The organism is Providencia sp. AGC89, from assembly GCF_053543535.1.
On record NZ_JBIXLP010000074.1, the window covers coordinates 85440 to 108188 of the forward strand.

At 40.8% G+C, this 22749-nt stretch carries 19 protein-coding genes, 4 tRNA genes and 1 other annotated feature; of the genes, 19 read left to right on the plus strand and 4 right to left on the minus strand.

Features of this window, described 5'->3' with window-relative positions; all coding sequences use genetic code 11:
* The first annotated feature begins 1 nt into the window (after position 1).
* The 11 genes from lplT to luxS all read left to right on the plus strand — a co-directional run bounded on the left by lplT (position 2) and on the right by luxS (position 9675).
* A complete protein-coding gene (lplT, locus tag ACIPUA_RS17005) occupies positions 2-1204 on the plus strand; it encodes a lysophospholipid transporter LplT (protein WP_042848691.1) in 1203 nt (400 codons plus the stop codon).
* 14 nt (positions 1205-1218) lie between these two features.
* Positions 1219-1734 (plus strand): nicotinamide-nucleotide amidase, encoded by a 516-nt coding sequence (pncC, locus tag ACIPUA_RS17010; RefSeq protein ID WP_181469122.1) that lies wholly within the window; start codon positions 1219-1221, stop codon positions 1732-1734.
* Between the two features lie 92 nt (positions 1735-1826).
* Positions 1827-2894, plus strand: coding sequence for a recombinase RecA (gene recA, locus ACIPUA_RS17015; RefSeq protein WP_048608224.1), 1068 nt, complete (start codon positions 1827-1829; stop codon positions 2892-2894).
* Positions 2895-3219: 325 nt separating this feature from the next.
* On the plus strand, positions 3220-5847 hold the full coding sequence (alaS, locus tag ACIPUA_RS17020; RefSeq protein ID WP_042848688.1) for an alanine--tRNA ligase: 2628 nt from the start codon (positions 3220-3222) through the stop codon (positions 5845-5847).
* A gap of 228 nt (positions 5848-6075) precedes the next feature.
* Positions 6076-6261: a carbon storage regulator CsrA gene (gene csrA, locus ACIPUA_RS17025; RefSeq protein ID WP_004264815.1), complete on the plus strand. Its 186-nt coding sequence runs from the start codon at positions 6076-6078 to the stop codon at positions 6259-6261.
* Between the two features lie 435 nt (positions 6262-6696).
* Positions 6697-6789, plus strand: a tRNA-Ser gene (locus ACIPUA_RS17030).
* A gap of 10 nt (positions 6790-6799) precedes the next feature.
* Positions 6800-6876: transfer RNA gene (locus ACIPUA_RS17035), tRNA-Arg, on the plus strand.
* Positions 6877-7015: 139 nt separating this feature from the next.
* Positions 7016-7092: transfer RNA gene (locus tag ACIPUA_RS17040), tRNA-Arg, on the plus strand.
* Between the two features lie 93 nt (positions 7093-7185).
* A tRNA-Arg gene (locus ACIPUA_RS17045) sits at positions 7186-7262 on the plus strand.
* 183 nt (positions 7263-7445) lie between these two features.
* A complete protein-coding gene (gshA, locus tag ACIPUA_RS17050; protein WP_042848687.1) occupies positions 7446-9005 on the plus strand; it encodes a glutamate--cysteine ligase in 1560 nt (519 codons plus the stop codon).
* A 154-nt stretch (positions 9006-9159) separates the two neighbouring features.
* Complete coding sequence (gene luxS / locus ACIPUA_RS17055) at positions 9160-9675, plus strand: S-ribosylhomocysteine lyase (RefSeq protein ID WP_042848686.1); 516 nt, start codon at positions 9160-9162, stop codon at positions 9673-9675.
* A gap of 88 nt (positions 9676-9763) precedes the next feature.
* Here luxS and ACIPUA_RS17060 read toward each other — a convergent pair whose 3' ends face one another.
* Both ACIPUA_RS17060 and ACIPUA_RS17065 read right to left on the minus strand, forming a co-directional pair.
* Complete coding sequence (locus tag ACIPUA_RS17060; protein WP_042848685.1) at positions 9764-11050, minus strand: CNNM domain-containing protein; 1287 nt, start codon at positions 11048-11050, stop codon at positions 9764-9766.
* Positions 11051-11089: 39 nt separating this feature from the next.
* Complete coding sequence (locus ACIPUA_RS17065; protein ID WP_042848684.1) at positions 11090-11881, minus strand: cytochrome C assembly family protein; 792 nt, start codon at positions 11879-11881, stop codon at positions 11090-11092.
* A 388-nt stretch (positions 11882-12269) separates the two neighbouring features.
* On the opposite strand from ACIPUA_RS17065, the gene ffh reads away from it, so the two are divergent.
* The 8 genes from ffh to ACIPUA_RS17105 all read left to right on the plus strand — a co-directional run bounded on the left by ffh (position 12270) and on the right by ACIPUA_RS17105 (position 20831).
* Positions 12270-13631 carry a signal recognition particle protein gene (ffh, locus tag ACIPUA_RS17070; RefSeq protein ID WP_042848683.1) on the plus strand — a complete coding sequence of 454 codons (1362 nt, stop codon included), beginning with the start codon at positions 12270-12272 and terminating at the stop codon, positions 13629-13631.
* 136 nt (positions 13632-13767) lie between these two features.
* On the plus strand, positions 13768-14016 hold the full coding sequence (gene rpsP / locus ACIPUA_RS17075) for a 30S ribosomal protein S16 (RefSeq protein ID WP_042848682.1): 249 nt from the start codon (positions 13768-13770) through the stop codon (positions 14014-14016).
* An 18-nt stretch (positions 14017-14034) separates the two neighbouring features.
* Positions 14035-14580 carry a ribosome maturation factor RimM gene (gene rimM, locus ACIPUA_RS17080; RefSeq protein WP_042848681.1) on the plus strand — a complete coding sequence of 182 codons (546 nt, stop codon included), beginning with the start codon at positions 14035-14037 and terminating at the stop codon, positions 14578-14580.
* A 38-nt stretch (positions 14581-14618) separates the two neighbouring features.
* Positions 14619-15383 (plus strand): tRNA (guanosine(37)-N1)-methyltransferase TrmD, encoded by a 765-nt coding sequence (gene trmD / locus ACIPUA_RS17085; RefSeq protein ID WP_042848680.1) that lies wholly within the window; start codon positions 14619-14621, stop codon positions 15381-15383.
* Between the two features lie 41 nt (positions 15384-15424).
* The gene (rplS, locus tag ACIPUA_RS17090) at positions 15425-15778 is read left to right on the plus strand and encodes a 50S ribosomal protein L19 (protein ID WP_042848679.1); all 354 of its coding nucleotides are present in this window, start codon (positions 15425-15427) and stop codon (positions 15776-15778) included.
* Positions 15779-16737: 959 nt separating this feature from the next.
* Complete coding sequence (locus ACIPUA_RS17095) at positions 16738-17832, plus strand: 3-deoxy-7-phosphoheptulonate synthase (RefSeq protein ID WP_042848677.1); 1095 nt, start codon at positions 16738-16740, stop codon at positions 17830-17832.
* A gap of 13 nt (positions 17833-17845) precedes the next feature.
* The gene (gene tyrA, locus ACIPUA_RS17100) at positions 17846-18967 is read left to right on the plus strand and encodes a bifunctional chorismate mutase/prephenate dehydrogenase (protein WP_042848676.1); all 1122 of its coding nucleotides are present in this window, start codon (positions 17846-17848) and stop codon (positions 18965-18967) included.
* A gap of 316 nt (positions 18968-19283) precedes the next feature.
* Positions 19284-20831, plus strand: a complete 1548-nt coding sequence (locus ACIPUA_RS17105) for a methyl-accepting chemotaxis protein (protein WP_210814616.1) — start codon at positions 19284-19286, stop codon at positions 20829-20831.
* A gap of 76 nt (positions 20832-20907) precedes the next feature.
* On the opposite strand, the gene pheA is transcribed toward ACIPUA_RS17105, so the two are convergent.
* Positions 20908-22080, minus strand: coding sequence for a bifunctional chorismate mutase/prephenate dehydratase (gene pheA / locus ACIPUA_RS17110; RefSeq protein WP_042848674.1), 1173 nt, complete (start codon positions 22078-22080; stop codon positions 20908-20910).
* Positions 22081-22105: 25 nt separating this feature from the next.
* Positions 22106-22227, minus strand: a sequence feature (Phe leader region).
* 140 nt (positions 22228-22367) lie between these two features.
* Entirely contained in the window at positions 22368-22697 is a 330-nt protein-coding gene (raiA, locus tag ACIPUA_RS17115; RefSeq protein ID WP_042848673.1) for a ribosome-associated translation inhibitor RaiA, read from the minus strand.
* Between the last annotated feature and the right edge of the window lie 52 nt (positions 22698-22749).

The window sequence follows — 22749 nt, forward strand, 5'->3', positions numbered from 1 at the left end:
TATGCAAGAAAGCATGCAAAATGCGCCATTAATGAGCCGAGGAATGAAAGCCGTATTGGCGTCTCAATTCCTCTCTGCATTTGCTGATAATGCATTATTATTTGCAATACTTGCACAGCTTAAAGCAGAGTTTTACCCTGAGTGGAGCCATCCTATTCTGCAAATGGTGTTTGTATTTACTTATATTGTACTGGCACCTTTTGTAGGGCAAATCGCCGATAGGTTCTCAAAAGGGCGCGTAATGTTGTTTTCTAACATTTTTAAATTTATTGGGGCTCTTGGTATTTGTTTGGGGTTAAACCCTTTCCTTTGCTATGGTCTAGTGGGGGTAGGCGCTGCATCTTATTCCCCTGCTAAATACGGTATTTTAGGGGAATTAACAGGGGGAGATAACCTTGTTAAAGCAAATGGAGTTATGGAAGCATCGACAATCGCGGCTATTCTAGTGGGCTCAGTGGTCGGTGGGGTGCTTTCCGATATTAACCTTATATTAGCGCTCGGAACTTGTGCTGTATTGTATGCATTAGCTGTTATTGCCAATTTCTTTATCCCACCGCTAGTGGCTGCACGGCCAGGCAAAGGCTGGAATATTAAACTATTAGTGACTGATTTTTTCGGTGCTTGCCGTATTCTATGGTCTAACCAAGAAAGTCGCTTCTCACTTGTGGGGACCAGTTTATTTTGGGGGGCGGGTGTCACCTTACGTTTTTTATTAGTGGCATGGGTACCTGTCGCTTTAGGCTTACAAGACAACACAACCCCAACAATCCTCAATGCGATGGTTGCTATAGGGATTGTCGTTGGAGCGGGGCTTGCTGCTAAATTTATTACCTTAAAAACGGTTTATCGTTGTATTCCTGCTGGGGTTATCATCGGTATCATGGTGGTTTTACTCTCATTGCAAACTAATATTATTCCAGCATATTTTATTCTGATAATACTTGGGGTATTTGGTGGCTTATTTGTGGTTCCACTTAATGCATTACTTCAAGAAAAGGGGAAAGAGACTGTTGGAGCAGGGAATGCCATTGCTGTGCAAAACTTAGGCGAAAACAGTGCAATGCTAATTATGTTAGGCTTGTACTCTTTGGCAATTAAAGCTGGTTTGTCAGTAGTGAATGCAGGGATTGGCTTTGGTGCTGTATTTGCGATAGCTATTGCGGGTTTGTGGGTTTGGGATCGCGCTCGTAAAAAAATGAAGTAAAGGTAGGTAGCATCATGATAGATGAGAAGCAACTCGAAATATTGAGTATTCAAATTGGTCAGAAACTAACAGAACAAGGTAAAACAGTCACCGCTGCTGAATCTTGTACTGGTGGCTGGGTTGCTAAGGTATTGACCGATATCGCAGGGAGCTCAGCTTACTTCCAGCGTGGCTTCGTCACTTATAGCAATGAAGCCAAACACCAAATGATTGGTGTTAAAGAGGAGTCTTTACAACAATATGGCGCAGTAAGCCAACAAGTTGTCGCAGAAATGGCTTTAGGGGCATTGCGGGAAGCGAGGGCCGATTTTGCTGTTTCAATCAGTGGAATTGCGGGCCCCGACGGCGGTAGTAAAGAAAAGCCTGTTGGGACAGTCTGGTTTGGTTTTGCTAAAAAACAGGCTGATAAAACCATAACCGTAACAACACAGCACTGTGTATTCCAAGGGGATAGAAACCAAGTTCGTTTACAATCAACAGGTTATGTCCTAGAAACACTTTTAAAGTTGTTAAATGAAAAATTTTCTTGATACTGTATGATTATACAGTATAATTAATTTTAACAAACCCAATTCAATCGTTTTATTCGCAGTGGTCAAGCCATTGCACTTAGGGAGTAATCATGGCTATTGATGAAAACAAACAAAAAGCACTTGCAGCAGCATTAGGCCAAATTGAAAAACAATTTGGTAAAGGCTCCATTATGCGTCTTGGTGAAGACCGCTCTATGGATGTTGAAACGATTTCAACAGGCTCCTTATCCCTTGATGTTGCATTAGGCGCTGGTGGCTTGCCATTAGGTCGTATTGTTGAAATCTACGGTCCTGAAGCTTCGGGTAAAACAACATTAACTTTACAGGTTATTGCTGCGGCACAACGCAGTGGTAAAACTTGCGCATTTATCGATGCAGAGCACGCCTTAGACCCTATCTATGCGAAAAAATTAGGCGTAGATATTGATAACTTATTATGTTCACAACCCGATACAGGTGAACAAGCTCTTGAAATTTGTGATGCATTAACACGCTCAGGGGCGGTTGATGTTATTATCGTTGACTCTGTTGCTGCGTTAACACCTAAAGCTGAAATTGAAGGCGAGATTGGTGATTCTCATATGGGTCTAGCAGCCCGTATGATGAGCCAAGCAATGCGTAAATTGGCGGGGAATTTAAAAACGTCAAATACCTTACTGATCTTTATCAACCAAATTCGTATGAAGATTGGTGTTATGTTTGGTAATCCGGAAACCACTACAGGTGGTAACGCATTGAAATTCTACGCATCTGTCCGTTTAGATATTCGCCGTATCGGTGCGGTGAAAAACGGTGAAGAAATTGTAGGTAGCGAAACCCGTGTTAAAGTTGTGAAAAATAAAGTCGCAGCACCATTTAAACAAGCTGAATTCCAAATTCTTTATGGTGAAGGGATTAACACCTTCGGTGAGCTTATTGACTTAGGTGTAAAACATAAATTAATTGAAAAAGCGGGTGCTTGGTATAGCTATAACGGGGACAAAATCGGTCAAGGTAAAGCTAACTCAACAACTTATTTAAAAGAGCATCCTGAAATAGCACAGGAAATTGATACGAAACTACGCGAAATGTTATTAAATCATACTGGTGAATTTAGTAGCGCTGCGGAAGATTTCGTCAGTGGTTCTGATGAAGAAGAAACACCAGAAGAAATTTAATTCAAGTGTAACTATTTGATTATCATCTAAATTAGTGGCGCACCTTTCATAAGGGGGCGCCATTTTTATTTTGGCCTATTACATTAATAGTTTATCGAACAGTTTTTCTGTGGAAAAATACCCCAGCGCGGGGTATAAACATGCTTTCAGAAAATATCTAGACGCTTTACAATGAAAGCTGCTAATGGATGTATCTATATTTTACTTCTGCATAAAGAGACTTTATCTTATCAGTCACTTTTTAATCGGAGAGTTGATTAGAGGTGATGTTACATACCATCTCAACAATTCGTAATTCTGTTTCCAGCTTGATATCGGGATAAATATGAGTAAAAGCACCGCTGAGATCCGTCAAGCGTTTCTCGACTTTTTTCATACGAAAGGTCATCAAGTGGTCACCAGCAGTTCGCTAGTGCCAAATAATGACCCTACACTACTGTTCACAAACGCAGGGATGAACCAGTTCAAAGATGTATTTCTTGGCCTGGATAAGAGAGCATATTCCCGAGCGACAACTGCGCAACGTTGCGTTCGAGCAGGTGGTAAACATAACGACTTAGAAAATGTGGGTTATACCGCTCGTCACCATACATTTTTTGAAATGCTAGGTAACTTCAGCTTCGGTGATTACTTTAAGCATGATGCTATCCGCTTTGCTTGGGAACTATTAACTAGCGAAGAGTGGTTTAATTTACCAAAAGAAAGGCTGTGGGTAACTGTCTACGCGACAGATGATGAAGCGTATGATATCTGGAACAAAGAAATTGGTGTTCCAGCTGAGCGTATTATTCGTATTGGTGACAATAAAGGTGCACCATATGCGTCAGATAACTTCTGGCAAATGGGTGATACAGGCCCTTGTGGTCCATGTACAGAGATTTTCTATGACCATGGTGAGCATATTTGGGGTGGTCCTCCGGGGAGCCCTGAAGAAGATGGTGACCGTTATATTGAAATCTGGAACCTTGTCTTCATGCAATTTAACCGTCAATCAGACGGTACTATGGAGCCACTGCCAAAACCTTCAGTCGACACAGGGATGGGTTTAGAACGCATTTCTGCGGTACTTCAACACGTAAATTCTAACTATGAGATTGATATTTTCCGCGAACTCATTGCTGCTGCTGCGAAAGCAACAGGGGCAACTGATTTGGAAAATAAATCATTGCGTGTTATTGCTGACCACATTCGTTCTTGTGCATTCCTTGTTAGTGATGGTGTCATTCCATCAAATGAAGGGCGTGGCTATGTTTTACGGCGTATTATTCGCCGAGCAGTGCGTCACGGTTACATGCTTGGTGCAAAGGATACCTTCTTCTACAAATTAGTTGCTCCACTAATTAACGTGATGGGCTCTGCTGCGGATGAGCTTGCACGTCAGCAAGCAATGGTAGAAAAAGTTCTTAAAACTGAAGAAGAACAATTTGCTCGTACTTTAGAACGCGGCTTGCAATTATTAGACGAAGAACTTGCTTCCCTAAAAGGCGATACACTTGATGGTGAGGCTGCATTCCGTTTATATGATACCTATGGCTTCCCTATCGATTTAACGGCGGACGTTTGCCGTGAACGCAATATTAAAGTCGATGAGCAAGGTTTTGAGCATGCGATGGAAGACCAACGTCGTCGTGCTAGAGAATCGAGCGGTTTTGGCGCAGATTATAACTCATTAATCAAAGTTGATAAGCGTAGCGAATTCTCTGGTTATCAATACGATGAGCAACAAGCAACAATCACGGCTTTGTATAAAGATGGTCAACCTGTTGATACCCTTAAAGAGGGTGAAGAAGGGTTGGTTATCCTAGATAAAACTGCATTCTATGCAGAGTCCGGTGGGCAAGTGGGTGACACTGGTTATTTAAATAGTGACAGTGCAAGCTTTAATGTAACAGACACTCAAAAATACGGCCAAGCGATTGGTCACATAGGTAAAGTAGAGTCAGGTACATTAGTTGTTAACCATCGTATTACTGCTTTGATTAATAGCGCGAGGCGTGATGCTATCCGCTTAAATCACTCAGCGACACATTTACTTCATGCTGCATTACGTCAGGTATTGGGTGAGCATGTGTCACAAAAAGGCTCATTGGTTAACGATAAATATCTCCGTTTTGATTTCTCCCATTTTGAAGCGATGACACAGGAAGAGCTACGTCAGGTAGAAGATATTGTGAATGCTCAAATCCGAAAAAACTCAGAAATTGAAACTGAGTTGATGGATTTAGAGGGAGCTAAAGCGAAAGGCGCTATGGCATTATTCGGTGAAAAATATGAAGAACGTGTACGCGTTTTGAGTATGGGTGATTTTTCTATTGAATTATGCGGTGGTACACATGCTAGTCGAACTGGGGATATTGGTTTATTCCGTATTCTTAGCGAATCAGGCACTGCTGCTGGCGTTCGTCGTATCGAAGCAACAACGGGGGCGATGGCGATTGAAAATATTCACAATCAATCCGAGCAACTTTCAGCAATTGCTCACCTATTAAAAGGTGACTCCAATAGTCTTGTGGAAAAAGTTAAAGCTGCATTAGACAAATCTCGTCAGCTCGAGAAAGAAATTTTGCAACTAAAAGATCAGCAAGCATCGCAAGAAAGTGCTTCAATAGGTAGTAAAGCGAAAGATGTGAAAGGCATCAAGTTGTTAGTAACTCAACTGAGCAATACTGATCCTAAGCTACTGAGAACTATGGTAGATGATCTCAAGAACCAGCTGAAATCTGCGATTATCGTGCTTTCAACAACAAGTGGTGATAAAGTCAGTATGATCGTTGGGGTGACTAATGATTTAACTGCTAAAGTTAAAGCAGGTGACTTGATTTCCTTTATTGCAGGGCAGGTTGGCGGTAAAGGTGGTGGGCGACCAGACATGGCACAGGCAGGGGGTACTGACGTGAATGCATTACCTGCTGCGATGGCAAGTGTCGAAGAATGGGTTGAATCACGGCTATAAGCGTCGACAAAGTTGCCTCATTAAAATATGAGGCAACTTTAAGCTGTTGCGGCATTGTTAATGTATCGCTTGTAGTGTTATATTTTGCTTGTAAATAATTAGAATGCTTGCATTGATGGCATCAATGCTTTAGGTGAATATCATTGCTTTACGTTTTCACGGTGTGTGATGGACAATAGCGGGGGATACCTAAAGACCCGACTCTTTTAATATTTCAAGGAGCAAAGAATGCTTATTCTGACTCGTCGAGTTGGTGAAACACTCATGATAGGCGATGAGGTAACAGTTACTGTATTGGGTGTCAAAGGCAACCAAGTTCGTATTGGTGTTAACGCCCCAAAAGAAGTTTCTGTTCACCGTGAAGAAATTTATCAACGGATCCAGGCTGAAAAAACTCAACCAGATAATCAATAATAAAAAAGAAGCGTCCAATGATTGACCACACAGCAAGAATGGACGCTTGTCTTTCCTATTCTATTATTCCCTTTTGTTAATCTAATATGCAGTTTTTTAGTGTTTAGCGACTGTATTTTGCTGAGCATTAATTTTCATCGTGCTCGATTTATTTTTTTATTGCATGTTTATTTTTCATTTGGCTAAAAAATATACTTTTTGTTGAGTGCTATCATCATTTTTTTTCCTGCTTTTTGTTTATAAACTTAGTGAGATAAGGGCTGAAAAAGATCTTTTTCGGTGCTAAACTAATCATCTTGCTTGTGAAATGTGCAAACAGACTACGGAATGCAAAAAGTTTGGAAAAATTGTTTGACTTCTAAGTCTAGGAAAGTAATATGTGCGCCACACAGCAACGAGATGTTTGAAAAAACAAATCGTGTGTAACTAAAATATGGTGAGGTGGCCGAGAGGCTGAAGGCGCTCCCCTGCTAAGGGAGTATGCGGTCAAAAGCTGCATCGAGGGTTCGAATCCCTCCCTCACCGCCATTTTAGATATGCATCCGTAGCTCAGCTGGATAGAGTACTCGGCTACGAACCGAGCGGTCGGAGGTTCGAATCCTCCCGGATGCACCATATTTAACCCTATAAGAGTATCTGATGGGGTTTTGTTTTGGTTCTAGAATATTGGAAACCAAAACATGCAGTAACTTAGAAGTTAGTTTTTAGTAGTTGATAAAAATTTTGAGATAAAAATCAGTCTTGCACTAAACATGCATCCGTAGCTCAGCTGGATAGAGTACTCGGCTACGAACCGAGCGGTCGGAGGTTCGAATCCTCCCGGATGCACCATCTCTTAGTTGCTAAATTTAGCATATCAATAATACATTTTAATCTAATTCATAAAAAGTTATTGGAACATCGATTTATTATCGAAAGAATTTTGCATCCGTAGCTCAGCTGGATAGAGTACTCGGCTACGAACCGAGCGGTCGGAGGTTCGAATCCTCCCGGATGCACCATCATTAGAAACTCCTCACTTTGAGGAGTTTTTTTTTGCCTAAAATTAGAAAAAATGCCATTCACCTAATATCTTTGTATGTAATCCTCGATAAACCACACATCTAGACAGCGACAATTTATGTGATTTAAGCTAAAGTAATTGCCTCAATAAAATAAATTAACATCACAGGCGGGAGGTCGATTTGATCCCGGACGTATCAAAAGCGCTCTCATGGTTAGAGGCGCACCCAGAAGCACTAAATGGAATTCAACGTGGTATTGAGCGCGAAACATTGCGTGTGTCCCCAACAGGTGCGATAGCAGAAACATTGCATCCAGAAGGGCTGGGAAAAGCTTTAACACATAAATGGATCACGACAGATTTTGCGGAGTCCTTACTCGAATTTATTACTCCTGTAGATAAAAGCATCAGCCATAATTTGGCCTTTCTTCGGGATTTACATCGTTATACTGCGCGCCAACTTAAAAATGAAAGAATGTGGCCGCTCAGTATGCCGTGCTTTATTGAAAGTGAAGATAGAATCACTCTTGCTCAATATGGTTCTTCTAATGTCGGGCGTTTTAAAACCCTGTATCGAGAGGGCTTAAAAAATCGTTATGGTGCGCTAATGCAAACGATAGCAGGGGTGCATTATAACTTTTCTTTGCCAATTGAATTTTGGCAGGCTTGGGCTGGTGTAAAAGATGAAGAAAGCGGTAAAGAAAAAATTTCAGAGGGCTATTTACGTCTGATCAGAAATTATTACCGCTTCGGTTGGGTTATTCCGTATCTATTCGGCGCATCTCCAGCCATTTGTGGCTCTTTCTTAAAGGATAGAGACACAGCGTTATCATTTGATAAAACAGATTGTGGCACCTATTACTTACCTTATGCGACATCACTGCGCATGAGTGACCTAGGCTATACAAATAAGTCGCAAAGTGATCTAAATATTACGTTCAATAAACTGGATGAATATATAGAAAACTTGAAAAAAGCCATTCATAAACCTTCCGCTGAGTTTGAAAAGCTAGGAGTAAAAAAAGATGGCGAATATGTTCAGTTAAATACGAATGTATTACAGATAGAGAATGAGCTGTATGCCCCTATACGGCCGAAACGTGTACCTAAAGGTAATGAATCACCTTCAGATGCTCTAATGCGTGGTGGTATTGAGTATATTGAAGTTCGTTCACTGGATATCAACCCGTTCAGTGCAATTGGGGTAAATGAAACACAAGCTCGGTTTGTTGATCTATTCTTAATATGGTGTGTGCTTGCAGATGCACCTGAAATGAATGCTCAAGAGCTTGATTGCTGTCGCCAAAATTGGAACAGGGTGATCCTTGAAGGGCGTAAACCTGGACAAGTGATTGGTTTTGGTTGTGGTAGTGAAGTCAAACCATTAGTTGAGGTTGGTCAGCAATTATTTAATGATTTAATTCGGGTTGCTGAAGTGCTTGATACTTGCTGTGATGAAAGGTATCAAGAAGCTTGCCACCAGTTTGTTGCCATGTTTGAAGATCCAACACTGACATACTCAGCGCTCGTTATGGATGAGATGTTGGAAAAAGGCATTGGTGGTTATGGGCTAGAATTAGCTGAGAAGTATTTTGAACAGTTAGTTAATGAACCTTATGAAGTGATTACTGAAGAGCAATTTGAACAAGCACGGTTAGCTTCAATTGAGAAGCAAGCAAAGATGGAGCAAAGTGAAACTGAAAGCTTTGAAGACTATCTGCGCATCCATGCAGGACGCTAAAAGAAATGGCCACACTAGGTGGCCAAATAAAAATCTCTTAGAGAATTAGGGATGATAACAAATTGCGCGTCTTTCAATATTTCAGACTCTGCATTTTCAAAATAGTTTCATTTATTTTTAGAAATAATTTTTATATTTTTGAGGAGGTCACAAAATGCCATTATTAGATAGCTTTACTGTCGATCATACTCGCATGTCAGCGCCTGCTGTACGTGTGGCAAAAACCATGAAAACACCGAATGATGATACTATCACAGTGTTTGATTTACGTTTTACCGTGCCAAATGAAGAAGCCATGACAGAGAAAGGAACGCATACTTTAGAGCACTTATTTGCAGGCTTTATGCGTGATCATCTCAACAGTGATGGTGTAGAAATTATTGATATCTCTCCAATGGGCTGCCGTACAGGTTTTTATATGAGCTTAATCGGCCAACCAGAGGAGCAGCGTGTTGCTAATGCGTGGAAAGCGGCAATGGAAGATGTTTTGAAGGTTGAAGATCAAAACAAAATTCCTGAATTGAATGTATATCAGTGTGGTACATATAAAATGCATTCATTAGAAGAAGCGCAACAAATTGCACGTAATGTTCTCGCTTCCGAGATTGGTATCAATAAAAATGATGAATTAGCGTTACCAGCAGACAAACTAGAGCAACTGCACGTCTAGTTATCTATTTTTTAGTTGATCTATATATAAAACAAAAGAGCCAATATCTGGCTCTTTTTAGGTTGTGAGCTAAGAGTGGCAGTTTAAATTAAAGGTCTGGGATTTGGGAGCTAAATGCCAGAGGGGTTATCCTGACTTGCTTAACAATATTTTCGCTCATGACTAATACCTCGATAAGGTAATGGCCTACCACGATTTGCTCTTCAGGTTGAGGGATATCACCTATCACCTCTAATACCATGCCATTAACCGTCCTAGGGCCATCAATAGGGAGATTCCAATCGAATGCCTTATTTAGCTCACGGATATTGGCAGAACCGTCTACAAGTACGCTACCGTCGCTTTGTGGCAAAACCTCTTCAGCTAGTGATGGCGACATAGATGTTGTAAAGTCCCCTACAATTTCTTCTAAGATATCTTCGACAGTAATAAGACCTTGAATTTCACCATATTCGTCAACAATGATGCCTAGCTTTTCTTTGTTATGCTGAAAATTAACAAGTTGAATATTAAGTGGCGTACTATTCGGGATGAAATAGATATTATCAGCTGCTTTAATCAGATTTTGCTTGTTGAACTCGCGTTTTTCCATCATCAAACGATAGGCTTCTCGAACACGCAAAATACCAATGGAATCATCAAGGGAATCACGATAAAGCACTATACGTCCATGAGGTGAATGCGTTAGCTGTCGAATAATTGATTTCCAGTCATCATTTACGTCAATGCCCACAATTTCATTTCTTGGCAACATAATATCGCCAACGGTGACTTTGTCTAAATCCAATATTGAAATCAGCATGTCTTGGTTGCGACGGCTAATTTTATGCTTTGATTCGTTAACAATGGTCCGCAATTCTTCCTTGTTGACGGCATCCGTACGGGCAGTTAGCGACCGTATACCTATACAACGTAACAACAAGGCTGAAATGGTATTAAATGCCAACACAATCGGCATCATAATGACTTGTAGTGGCTTTAAAAGGTAGCTGCTAGGAAACGCAATTTTTTCTGGATACAGCGCAGCGAGTGTTTTAGGCATAACCTCGGCAAATATAAGGATCACAAATGTTAGAATCCCCGTCGCCATTGCTACACCGGCATTACCGTATAAACGCATGCCGATAATCGTCGCTAATGCAGAGGCGACAATATTGATCAAATTATTGCCAATAAGCACTAAACTTAAGAGTTTATCGGGGTGCTTGAGTAATTTTTCGACGCGGATCGCAGAGCTATTGCCATGTTTTGCTAAATGTTTTAAACGATAGCGGTTTAATGTCATCATCGCTGTTTCGGAAGCAGAGAAATAGGCCGACATAAAAATTAAAACAATCAATATGATGATTAGCGTACTGGTAGACACATCATCCAAAACAAGGTTCCTTATATGAGGCTAATGGTGGTTTAGTTGTCAAAATATTATAAATTCCTGTATAAGGCGGTTACCAAAAAAAGCCATTGTTAAGATAATGGAGCCCCCAACGTGGAAAAACAACACGCGTTTACCCCGCCATCCACCATGGAAATGCCCCCAAAGCAAAGTAATATAAACAAACCAAGCAATAACAGATAATACTGATTTATGGATATTTTCTTTACCAAAAATATTATCCATATAAATAAAGCCTGTGCATAAGGTTAATGTAAGCAAAATCACACCAACCTGAGTGATATGAAACATCTTGCGTTCTACAACCATCATGGGTGGCATATCTGGGCTAAATTTTAAGGTTTTATTTTTTAATTGGTGGTCAATCAACGCCACTTGGAGAGCATATAACGCTGCAATGAGCAACGTTGCATAGCTCAATAAAGCTAAGCCGATATGAACGAATAGAGGGACGCTCGCTTCTAGATGAGTAATAAACTCACCGGGCATGATGGTGGATAACATTAAATTAATGATAGCAAAACTATATACAATCGGAGTTAAGTACCAGGCTTTTCCCCAATAAGCCACAACGGTCATAATCACACACATAAGCAAGCTAACCGCAGAACCTAGATTCAACAGTGTGAGATTTTGCCCCTCGGCCTCACTGAAAATAAGTAATTTCAGTGTTATTGCATGAGTCACTAACGCAATAACAGCAAGCAAAATCGCTAGGCGACGATAGAATGGCTGCTTACGCACTTGACCGGGGACGATCAGTAGCAGACTGACCATGTATGTACAAACTGCTATGACTGCAAATACGGGCATAGTATAGTGTCGTTGTTCTTGGTTAGTGGAAAGTTATTACATAGTATAACTTGTACGGGTGTAGGCTCCAACCATTGGACGGGCTAATCACAGCATATTCGTTGTTGATAGCACTTCATGCGCCAACTGATTTGATTTATCACCATAAATTAGAACCATAATAACCTGTATCATCAGTTTCAAACAGGGGGCAGCGAAAAAACAATGGGCATGTTACAATAGCATAATTATTTTGCCCGAATTATTTTAGCGTTGGTTTTTCTTTCATGATTATGAAAGGATTGATACTTATAATTCAAGTCGTTATAACCAATACACTTGAAATTAGCTGTATTAGCAACCAGATCAGGCTGAGCATCGGCCCATCAACAGAATTGAGCTAAGACATATGTTTGATAATTTAACTGACAGACTATCGCGCACGTTGCGCAATATCAGTGGGCGGGGACGCCTTACTGATGACAATATTAAAGACACATTACGCGAAGTTCGCATGGCCTTACTGGAAGCAGACGTTGCTTTGCCAGTTGTCCGTGAATTTATTCAAAAAGTCAAAGAAAGTGCTGTTGGTCAAGATGTTAATAAAAGCCTAACACCTGGCCAAGAATTTATTAAAATTGTTCAAAATGAACTGACTAGGTCGATGGGGGATGAAAACCATCAGCTTAATTTATCTGCGCAACCGCCTGCGGTAGTCTTAATGGCCGGCTTGCAAGGTGCGGGTAAAACGACCAGTGTTGCCAAGCTTGGTAAGCATTTAAAAGAAAAACAAAAGAAAAAGGTACTGGTGGTCTCAGCTGACGTTTATCGCCCTGCGGCGATCAAACAGCTAGAAACATTAGCTCAATCTGTTGGGGTTGATTTTTTCCCTTCCGATGCACAGGAAAAACCCGCAGCCATCGTACAAAAAGCATTAAAACATGCACAGTTACAATTCTATGATGTGTTGTTAGTGGATACCGCCGGTCGTTTACACGTTGATGAAGCGATGATGGAGGAAATCCAAGAAGTTCACCGCATTATCAAACCCGTTGAAACCTTATTTGTCGTTGATGCAATGACAGGTCAAGATGCGGCAAATACTGCAAAAGCGTTTAATGAAGCATTACCACTGACAGGGGTTGTATTAACCAAAGTTGATGGGGATGCTCGAGGCGGTGCGGCACTGTCAATCCGTGCTATCACAGGCAAGCCAATTAAATTCTTAGGGGTTGGTGAAAAAACTGATGCCTTAGAGCCTTTTCACCCTGAGCGTGTCGCTTCCCGTATCCTTGGTATGGGGGATGTGATTTCTCTGATTGAAGAGATCGAACATAAAGTTGACCGTGATGAAGCTGAAAAATTAGCGAAAAAGCTAAAAACGGGTGATAGCTTTGATTTAAATGACTTCCTGAGCCAATTAAAGCAAATGCGTAATATGGGCGGCATGGCGAGTATGATGAGTAAAATGCCGGGGATGTCCCAATTACCTGATGCCGTCAAATCGCAAATGGATGATAAAATCACTGTTCGAATGGAAGCGATGATTAATTCTATGACGCGTAAAGAGCGTGAGAAACCGGAAATTATTAAAGGTTCACGTAAACGTCGTATCGCAGCAGGTTCTGGTACAACAGTACAAGAGGTGAACCGCCTCTTAAAACAATTTGATGATATGCAGCGCATGATGAAGAAAATGAAAAAAGGCGGCTTAGCCAAGATGATGCGCGGTATGAAGGGTATGATGCCTCCGGGTTTTCCGGGGCGTTAAACAATAAAGCCTCAAACAAAACGTACTTTTGATTGATTTTTGCGTCAAAGTGAGTAAACTTTTCGGGCTTTTTATATGACAGCCGGACTCTATCCCTCGATGGAGTCTGGTTGTTTTGTTAACTAATGAGGATGTTATGGTAACAATTCGTTTATCTCGTGGCGGCGCTAAAAAACGTCCGTTCTACCAAATCGTTGTAACCGATAGCCGCAATGCGCGTGACGGTCGTTTCATTGAGCGTATCGGTTTCTTCAACCCGATCGCAGCAGGTCAAGCAGAAGAACTGCGTTTAGATCTGGACCGTGTTGAGCATTGGGTTGGCTTAGGCGCAACTATTTCTGACCGTGTTGCACAACTGGTCAAACAAGCTAAGAAAGTAGCTTAATCTGTCACGGTGGTAACAATGAGCAAGCAAACTAAGTTACTGCCACCTGAAAACCCAATTGTATTGGGCAAATTAGGTGCAGCATACGGTATTCGCGGTTGGCTCAAAGTTTTTTCGTCCACCGAACATGCTGAAAGTATTTTTGATTATCAGCCTTGGTTTATCCAACGTTCAGGTCAATGGCAACACATTGAAATTGAAGATTGGAAACATCATAACAAGGATATCATTGTTAAGCTGGGTGGGGTCGATGACCGCGACGCAGCAGCACTCTTGACTAACTTTGAAATTGCGGTGAATTCAACCCAACTTCCTGAGTTAGAAAACGAATACTACTGGAAAGACCTTATGGGTTGCCAAGTTGTTACGTTACAAGGGTATGGCCTTGGTATTGTTACTGACATGATGGAAACTGGTTCAAATGATGTACTAGTTATTAAGGCGAATTTAAAAGATGCATTTGGCATCAAGGAGCGGTTAGTTCCGTTTCTTGATGGGCAGGTTATCAAGAAAGTCGATCTCGATGCCAAACTTATTGAAGTGGATTGGGATCCTGGTTTTTAAATCTCCGGTTGAACGGTTTTGATAAGTGGGACTAAATTATGTGGATTGGTGTAATTAGCCTGTTTCCCGAAATGTTCCGCGCAATAACCGAGTACGGGGTAACTGGTCGGGCAGTGAAAAATGGCCTGCTGACTGTTGAGTGCTGGAATCCTAGGGATTTTACCCATGATAGGCATAAAACAGTCGATGATCGCCCCTATGGAGGTGGTCCAGGTATGCTGATGATGGTTCAACCTTTAAAGGATGCAATCAACACAGCAAGAACTGAGGCCGGTGTTGGTGCAAAGGTTATTTATCTTTCACCTCAAGGGCGCAAATTAAGTCAAGACGGCGTTTGCGAACTAGCAACCAATGAGAAGCTAATTCTTGTTTGTGGTCGCTATGAAGGTATTGATGAGCGTATTATTCAAACCGAAGTTGACGAAGAATGGTCAATTGGTGATTACGTTCTCAGTGGTGGGGAACTCCCTGCTATGGTGTTGATAGACTCAGTCTCGCGGTTTATTCCGGGGGTACTTGGTCATCAAGCTTCTGCACAAGAAGATTCTTTTGCTGATGGCTTGTTAGATTGTCCACATTATACCCGCCCTGAAGTGTTAGATGGCATGCAAGTTCCTGAGGTACTGCTTTCAGGGAATCATGCCAAAATAGATAGTTGGCGCATGAAACAATCACTTGGTCGTACCTGGCTTAGAAGACCTGAGCTTCTGGAAAGCCTAGCTCTGACTGACGAGCAGAGGATGTTGCTGACTGAATTCCAAAATGAATATCAGTCCGAGCAACAAATGAATCCAGACAATTAATTGTCTAAACATATCAGTTTACCTAGGGTAAGAGAGTTATTATGAGCAATATTATTAAACAACTTGAAGACGAGCAAATGAAGCAGGACGTACCTTCGTTCCGTCAGGGTGACACCGTGGAAGTTAAGGTATGGGTCGTTGAAGGCTCTAAAAAACGTCTGCAGGCATTCGAGGGCGTGGTTATCGCTATTCGTAACCGCGGTCTGCACTCTGCATTCACTGTTCGTAAAATTTCTAACGGCGAAGGTGTTGAGCGTGTATTCCAAACTCACTCTCCAGTCGTAGATAGCATTGCTGTTAAACGTCGTGGTGCTGTTCGCAGATCTAAACTGTACTACCTGCGTGAGCGTTCTGGTAAGGCAGCTCGTATCAAAGAGCGTCTGAACGCCAAGTAATACGCTTTCGCTACATCCGAAAGTTATGTTATGAGAGAGGCCCGCAGATGCGGGCCTTTTTATATTTGTCACTATATTCGTCATATTTCAAGTTGTAGCTGTGTTGGCAGCACTCATTCGCACTAGTCACATACTTGTGTATGCTCCTAGCGCCTCATTCCTTTGCCGCCTTGCTACACCTCGAACTATTTAGAATATAGCTGAGAGAGTTTATCTTAAGTCCTAGCTGTGTTGGCAGCACTTATTCGCACTAGTCACATACTTGTGTATGCTCCTAGCGCCTCATTCCTTTGCCGCCTTGCTACACCTCGAACTATTTAGAATATAGCTGAGAGAGTTTATCTTAAGTCCTAGCTGTGTTGGCAGCACTTATTCGCACTAGTCACATACTTGTGTATGCTCCTAGCGCCTCATTCCTTTGCCGCCTTGCTACACCTCGAACTATTTAGAATATAGCTGAGAGAGTTTATCTTAAGTCCTAGCTGTGTTGGCAGCACTTATTCGCACTAGTCACATACTTGTGTATGCTCCTAGCGCCTCATTCCTTTGCCGCCTTGCTACACCTCGAACTATTTAGAATATAGCTGAGAGAGTTTATCTCAAGTTGTAGTTGTGTTGGCAGCACTCATTCGCACTAGTCACATACTTGTGTATGCTCCTAGCGCCTCATTCCTTTGCCGCCTTGCTACACCTCGAACTATTTAGAATATAGCTGATAATTTACCCTATATGTAAATAAATAATTACACATTGTTTGTTTTTATTTGATTTATTAAAGTATTGAAATGTTAAATTAATGTAAAAATTCAATTTATTCAATATTTTATATTGGTGTAAATAATTTTATACGAAAGTGGAAATATTTTACATAAATGGATTGAATTGTTTACGATGCATGGTATGTTATTAACACGCACTTAATCACAATAAACAAATATAAGCTAATAAGTAGGTAAAAAATGATCATGCAAAAAGATGTACTCAACAATGTGAATATTCAAGATGAGCAGGTATTAATTACTCCTGAGAGTCTGAAACAGAAATATCCGCTGAGTCACAGCAGCCTGCATGCCATTGCGACATCGCGCCAAGTGATTGCCGACATCATTCACCAACGTGACCCTCGCTTACTCGTGGTATGTGGTCCTTGCTCAATCCATGATGTGGATGCCGCTATTGAATATGGTGAGCGCCTGAAAAAATTAGCCGAAGAATTAAGTGATAGCTTATATATTGTGATGCGCGTGTACTTTGAAAAACCTCGTACTACAGTAGGCTGGAAAGGTTTAATTAGTGACCCATTCATGGACGGTTCTTTTGAAATGGAAAAGGGGTTACATATTGCTCGTGATTTATTAACCAGCTTAGTCAATATGGGGCTGCCATTAGCAACTGAAGCATTAGACCCTAATAATCCACAATACTTAGGGGATTTATTTAGCTGGTCTGCAATTGGTGCTAGAACAACAGAATCTCAGACTCACCGTGAAATGGCATCTGGTTTATCTATGCCTGTTGGCTTCAAAAACGGAACTGATGGTAGTTTATCTACGGCAATCAATGCATTAAAAGCTGCTGCTATGCCTCACCGTTTTATGGGGATTAACCAATCTGGTCAAGTGTGTTTATTACACACAAAAGGTAATAGTAATGGCCATGTTATATTACGTGGCGGTAAAAAGCCTAACTATGAAGCTGAAGATATTGCAGCTTGTGAAGTTGAAATGAAAAAAGCGGGCTTAGCACCATCGTTAATGGTGGATTGTAGCCATGGCAACTCGAATAAAGACTACCGCCGTCAGCCACAGGTTGTTGATTCAATTATTGAACAAATTGTTAATGGTAATGAGTCAATTACAGGTATTATGTTAGAAAGCCATATTAATGAAGGTAATCAAACGTCTGAACAAGCACGTGATATGATGAAATACGGCGTCTCTGTGACAGATGCTTGCATTAATTGGCAAACAACAGAAACTGTATTGCGCAATTTGCATCAAGCACTGCTACCAGTGCTAGAACAACGCGCACAAAAACTGAGTAAAGTGAGCTGATCAGGGTATTGGTATGTCTGCTGAATTATCCCATTTACGGGAAAAAATTGATGAGGTTGATAAATCTTTATTAGATTTATTGGCAAAAAGGCTGCAATTGGTTGCTGAGGTCGGTGAGGTAAAAAGCTTACATGGGTTACCAATATACGTGCCTGAACGTGAATCAAGCATGTTAGCTGCTCGTCGTGCTGAAGCTGAGCGAATGGGGGTCCCTCCTGATCTTATCGAGGATATTCTTCGGCGGGTCATGCGTGAGTCCTATGCTCGTGAAAATGATAAAGGGTTCAAAACATTGAACCCATCAGCAGGGCCGATAGTCATTGTCGGTGGCGATGGAAAAATGGGGCGGTTATTTCATCGTCTCCTCACTTTATCGGGCTATCAAGTTAAGTCATTAACTGAAAATGATTGGTCTAAGGCCGAGTCGATTGTCGCGGGCGCTAGTATAGTAATGGTGAGTGTACCTATTCATTTGACGGTTCAAGTGATCAACAAATTACCCAAACTAGACAAAGACACAATCTTAGTGGATATCGCTTCTATTAAGCAGCAACCACTAGACGCTATGTTAGCGGCTCATGATGGGCCAGTATTGGGGCTTCACCCAATGTTTGGTCCTGATATTGGTAGTGTTGCAAAGCAGGTCTTTGCCTATTGTCATGGCCGTGGTGCTGGATCTTATCAATGGTTCCTTGAGCAGTTATTAGTTTGGGGAGCTAGACTGAAAGAAATTTCGGCAAAAGAACACGATAAAAACATGAGCTTTATCCAAGCGTTACGTCATTTTACGACCTTTACGTATGGGCAAAATTTAGCGAAAGAAAATATCGACTTGCAGCAATTGCTTGAATTATCGTCACCTATTTATCGCTTAGAATTAGCGATGGTTGGGCGGTTATTCGCGCAAGACCCGCAGCTATACGCAGATATCATTATGTCTTCTGAAGAAAATGTTGAGTTGATCCGTCGTTACCATCAGTTGTTAGGAAACTCAATTGACTTACTTGAAAGCAAAGATAAAGCGGAATTTATTCGCCAATTTAATCATGTTAGTGAATGGTTTGGTGAAGATGCCCACCATTTTATGAAAGAAAGTCAGTCGTTATTGCAAAGAGCGAACGATAACCGTAAATAATCATTCCTCGCCTTCTATCGTATTTCTTGCGGTAGGAGGCTTTATTTCTTCTGCGAATGCATTGTTATGCCTTACAAATACTAATTTTAGACAATCTAATTCTGATTATTTATTTAAAATAAGTAATTGTACTTATTTCTGTAGTTTCTCTCGAATAATATCCTTAGCTTCTCAAAAAGCAAGTTATCCACTATTTAATTCTAAATTAATCAATTTTTAAAATTGATATTTATAAATCGATCGATTTAAATGATAAAGGTTTGGCTGGCTTTACCGATAACACTAATCATTAAATGATGGCTAGTGTGGTAAACATATGTCTTTTAAGAATCTCAAAATCAGTATGAAGTTAACGATAGCATTTGGCGGGTTTGTTGCGCTTATTATCTTGAGCTCAATATTTTCTTTGGCAAACATGAACCGTGCAAACGAAGGAATGAAGCAGGTGCTTTATGAAAGCTATCCAATTGCATCGACCGCAGGGCAAATGATGGATAACTTTTATTCTTTTATTGGGATACAAGAGCTTATTTTGCTTGATGATAGAGGTAGCGATAAACGTCGTGAAGAACTCTCTAAAATTACACTTAAGATAACGGAGTTACTGGAAAAACTGGAAAGTAGTGTAACGGATGATCGTTCTAAAGAAATATTGGCCGATCTACGGGGAATTCGTCAGCAATTCCATGCATCACAAGCCCGTATGAATGCATTCTTGCAGCAAAATAATCGCCAAGCTGCAATTGATGAAATGATGACAAAAACCTCTAGTATTCAACGCGAATACCGTGAGCAAATTCAGACGCTAATGGCTATTCAAGACCTACAAATGCAAGAGATCGGTCGTAATGTGAATGCTGACTATGAAAGTAATAAGATACTGCTTGCGGTATTGTCGCTCTTCAGTATTGGGATTGGCTGTGTAGTTGGTTGGTTTATTACTACCATTATTACTCGCCCTCTAGAAAATGCAGTCCATTTTGCTCAAGCCATAGCAAGCGGCGATTTAACTAAAGATATGCAAGTAACCTCAAAAGATGAAACTGGTGTGCTGCTGCAAGCACTCAACGACATGAAGGGGCGTTTGTTAGAAATTGTCCAAGAAGTTCAACAAGGTTCGGAGAGTATTTCGGCTGCGGCAGGGCAAATTGTTGCAGGAAACCAAAATTTAGCGTCTCGTACAGAAGAGCAAGCTGCATCTGTTGAAGAAACCGCGAGCTCAATGGAACAAATTACTTCAACAGTCCAAAACACAACAGAGCATACTCACGAAGCAAGTATGTTGGCTGATCAAGCCGCAATCATAGTACAAAACAATGGTGATATGATGAGTCAAGTAACTAATAAAATGCGGGCTATCAATACATCATCGTTACAAATGACAGAAATTATTAATCTGATTGATTCAATTGCATTTCAGACAAATATTTTGGCATTAAACGCCTCAGTTGAAGCCGCTAGAGCAGGGGAGCACGGCCGTGGTTTTGCTGTCGTCGCTGGCGAAGTCAGGCTGCTAGCTCAAAAAAGTGCGGCATCAGCTAGTGACATTCGCGAGCTTATTGAAAATTCTTCATCCCAAACTCAAGACGGTATGGATTTAGTTGAAAAAGCCACTGATCAAATTTATGGAATGATTGACAGTGTAAAAGAGATGAACACATTACTACGAGAAATTGGCCAAGCGAGCCGAGAACAAAGTGATGGGATTGCACAGATTAATAGTGCTGTCGGGCAACTTGATTTAACAACGCAGCAAAACGCTAGCTTGGTAGAGGAATCTGTTGTGGCAGCAGACTCATTAAATGAGCAGGCATTCCACTTAAAAGAACTAGTGAATTACTTTAAAATAAAAGCTATTAATTAGTACAATAGAATCGTTGCAAATCTGATGATAAGGCTGCACAACTACCTGTGCAGCCAACGTATTTTGATATAGACAATTAAGGTGTGATCTTTTCTGGCTCAACGGGGACAACATTCTCTGATGGGTAACAACCCAATACTTTTATTGAGCGTGTAATTGCTGATAGCTCTTTTAAAGCTTGTTGCATATTTTCTGAACGCAAATTAGCGTGCACATCAACGTAAAACATCTCTTCCCAAGGTTTACCGTTAATTGGGCGAGATTCTAATTTACTCATTATTATCTGATTGTTTTTTAGAATAACCAGTGCATCAACTAAAGCACCTGCTTGTTGACCTGTAGTCATTAATAACGTGGTTTTAGCAGGAACTTGTTCTGTTACTTCAATCGGTTGTGGAGCGACTACAATAAAACGGGTCATATTTATCTGTTGATTGGCAAGGCTATGCTCTATTACACTTAAATTATATAAAGCCCCCCCAGCTTCACTGCCTAGCGCCGCGACGTTAGGTAAATTTTGTTCTGCTACCATTTGCATCGCAGTGGATGTGCTGTCGCAATATTTAATCTTCCAGTGGGGGTATTGTGCTAAATATTGACTACATTGTTGGAATGGTTGCGGATGACTATACACCGTATCAATTAAGCTTAAATCAGTATTGCCCGTTGTTAAAAGGCAATGGTTAATTGGTAGTCGAATTTCGCCAACAATTGATAATGTTGTATTCTGCAGTAAATCGTAAACATCATTAATTGCACCGGAACTGGTGTTTTCTATCGGTAAAATACCGTATTCAGCTTGCCCACTTTCAACCAATGAAAATATATCTTGGAATTTATGACAACTACATTCAACTAGTTGATCAAAATGGCGTGCAGAGTATTGACGAGCGGCGATGTGTGAGTAAGAACCTTTAGGGCCTAAAAAAGCAAACCTAGCCGTATCACTTGGCGTTAGATTTAAATGTTTTTGTAAAATGGCTTGTTGTGTGAGAACCGAGTCCTCGATAATCATCTGAAATAGACGAGTAATATAAAACCCGTCTAGTCCAAGGGGTTTGCCTTTATTAATCAAAACATCAAGGAGTTGGCGTTCGCGATCTTTATCTCGAATGGGGCGGTTATCATCAATCTTTGTTTCTGCCACTTCAACGGCATAACCACGACGTTTTGCCAAAAGGCCAAGTAATTCACTATCCAATTGGCTGATTTTCTCTCTTACTTTCAGTAGATTATTACTGTTATCCATTCTGCCCACCCTGTAAATATCATGATATAAAAAAGCCCCCTAGCTGGGGGCTTTCTAATCTTGTCTTCTTTTTTTCTCGAACGACAAAAGCCCCTTATTTAAGAGTCACTAAAAAAGAAGAAAAAAAAGACAAAATTAAGATTCATCTGCAACACCTATTATTAGACCTGTATTAAATAGACCCGATACTTAATAAGATGTCAATAAAAAAGGTTAAGAACACAAAAAAACGCGCCTATAGTAGGCGCGTTTACAAGGTTCAAGATAAGTTGATAGATAATATAAAATTATAACGTAACGAGGTTCGCTTCTTTTACACTATTGTTGGCTCTTCTTGATTCTCCTTTATGTTGCACTTTATTAAGTTGTCTTTCGAGTTTGTTAATTAGTTCATTAATTGCAACGTACATATCTTCATGTTTGGCGCTTGCGACCAGTTTACCTGTCGCTGTTTTTATGTTTGCATCAACCATGAAACCTTGTGGCTCTTTTGATAACACTACGTGAGTGTTAATGAGTGAGACTTGCCACTTATCAAGTTTTGTTAGACGGTTCTCAATGTGCTCGCGAATTGCTGGGGTAATATCCATTTGTTTGCTAGTAATGTTCACTATCATATAGTTACCTCTCATTGTTTCCGTCTTTGATGAGTCCAGAATACCTATTATC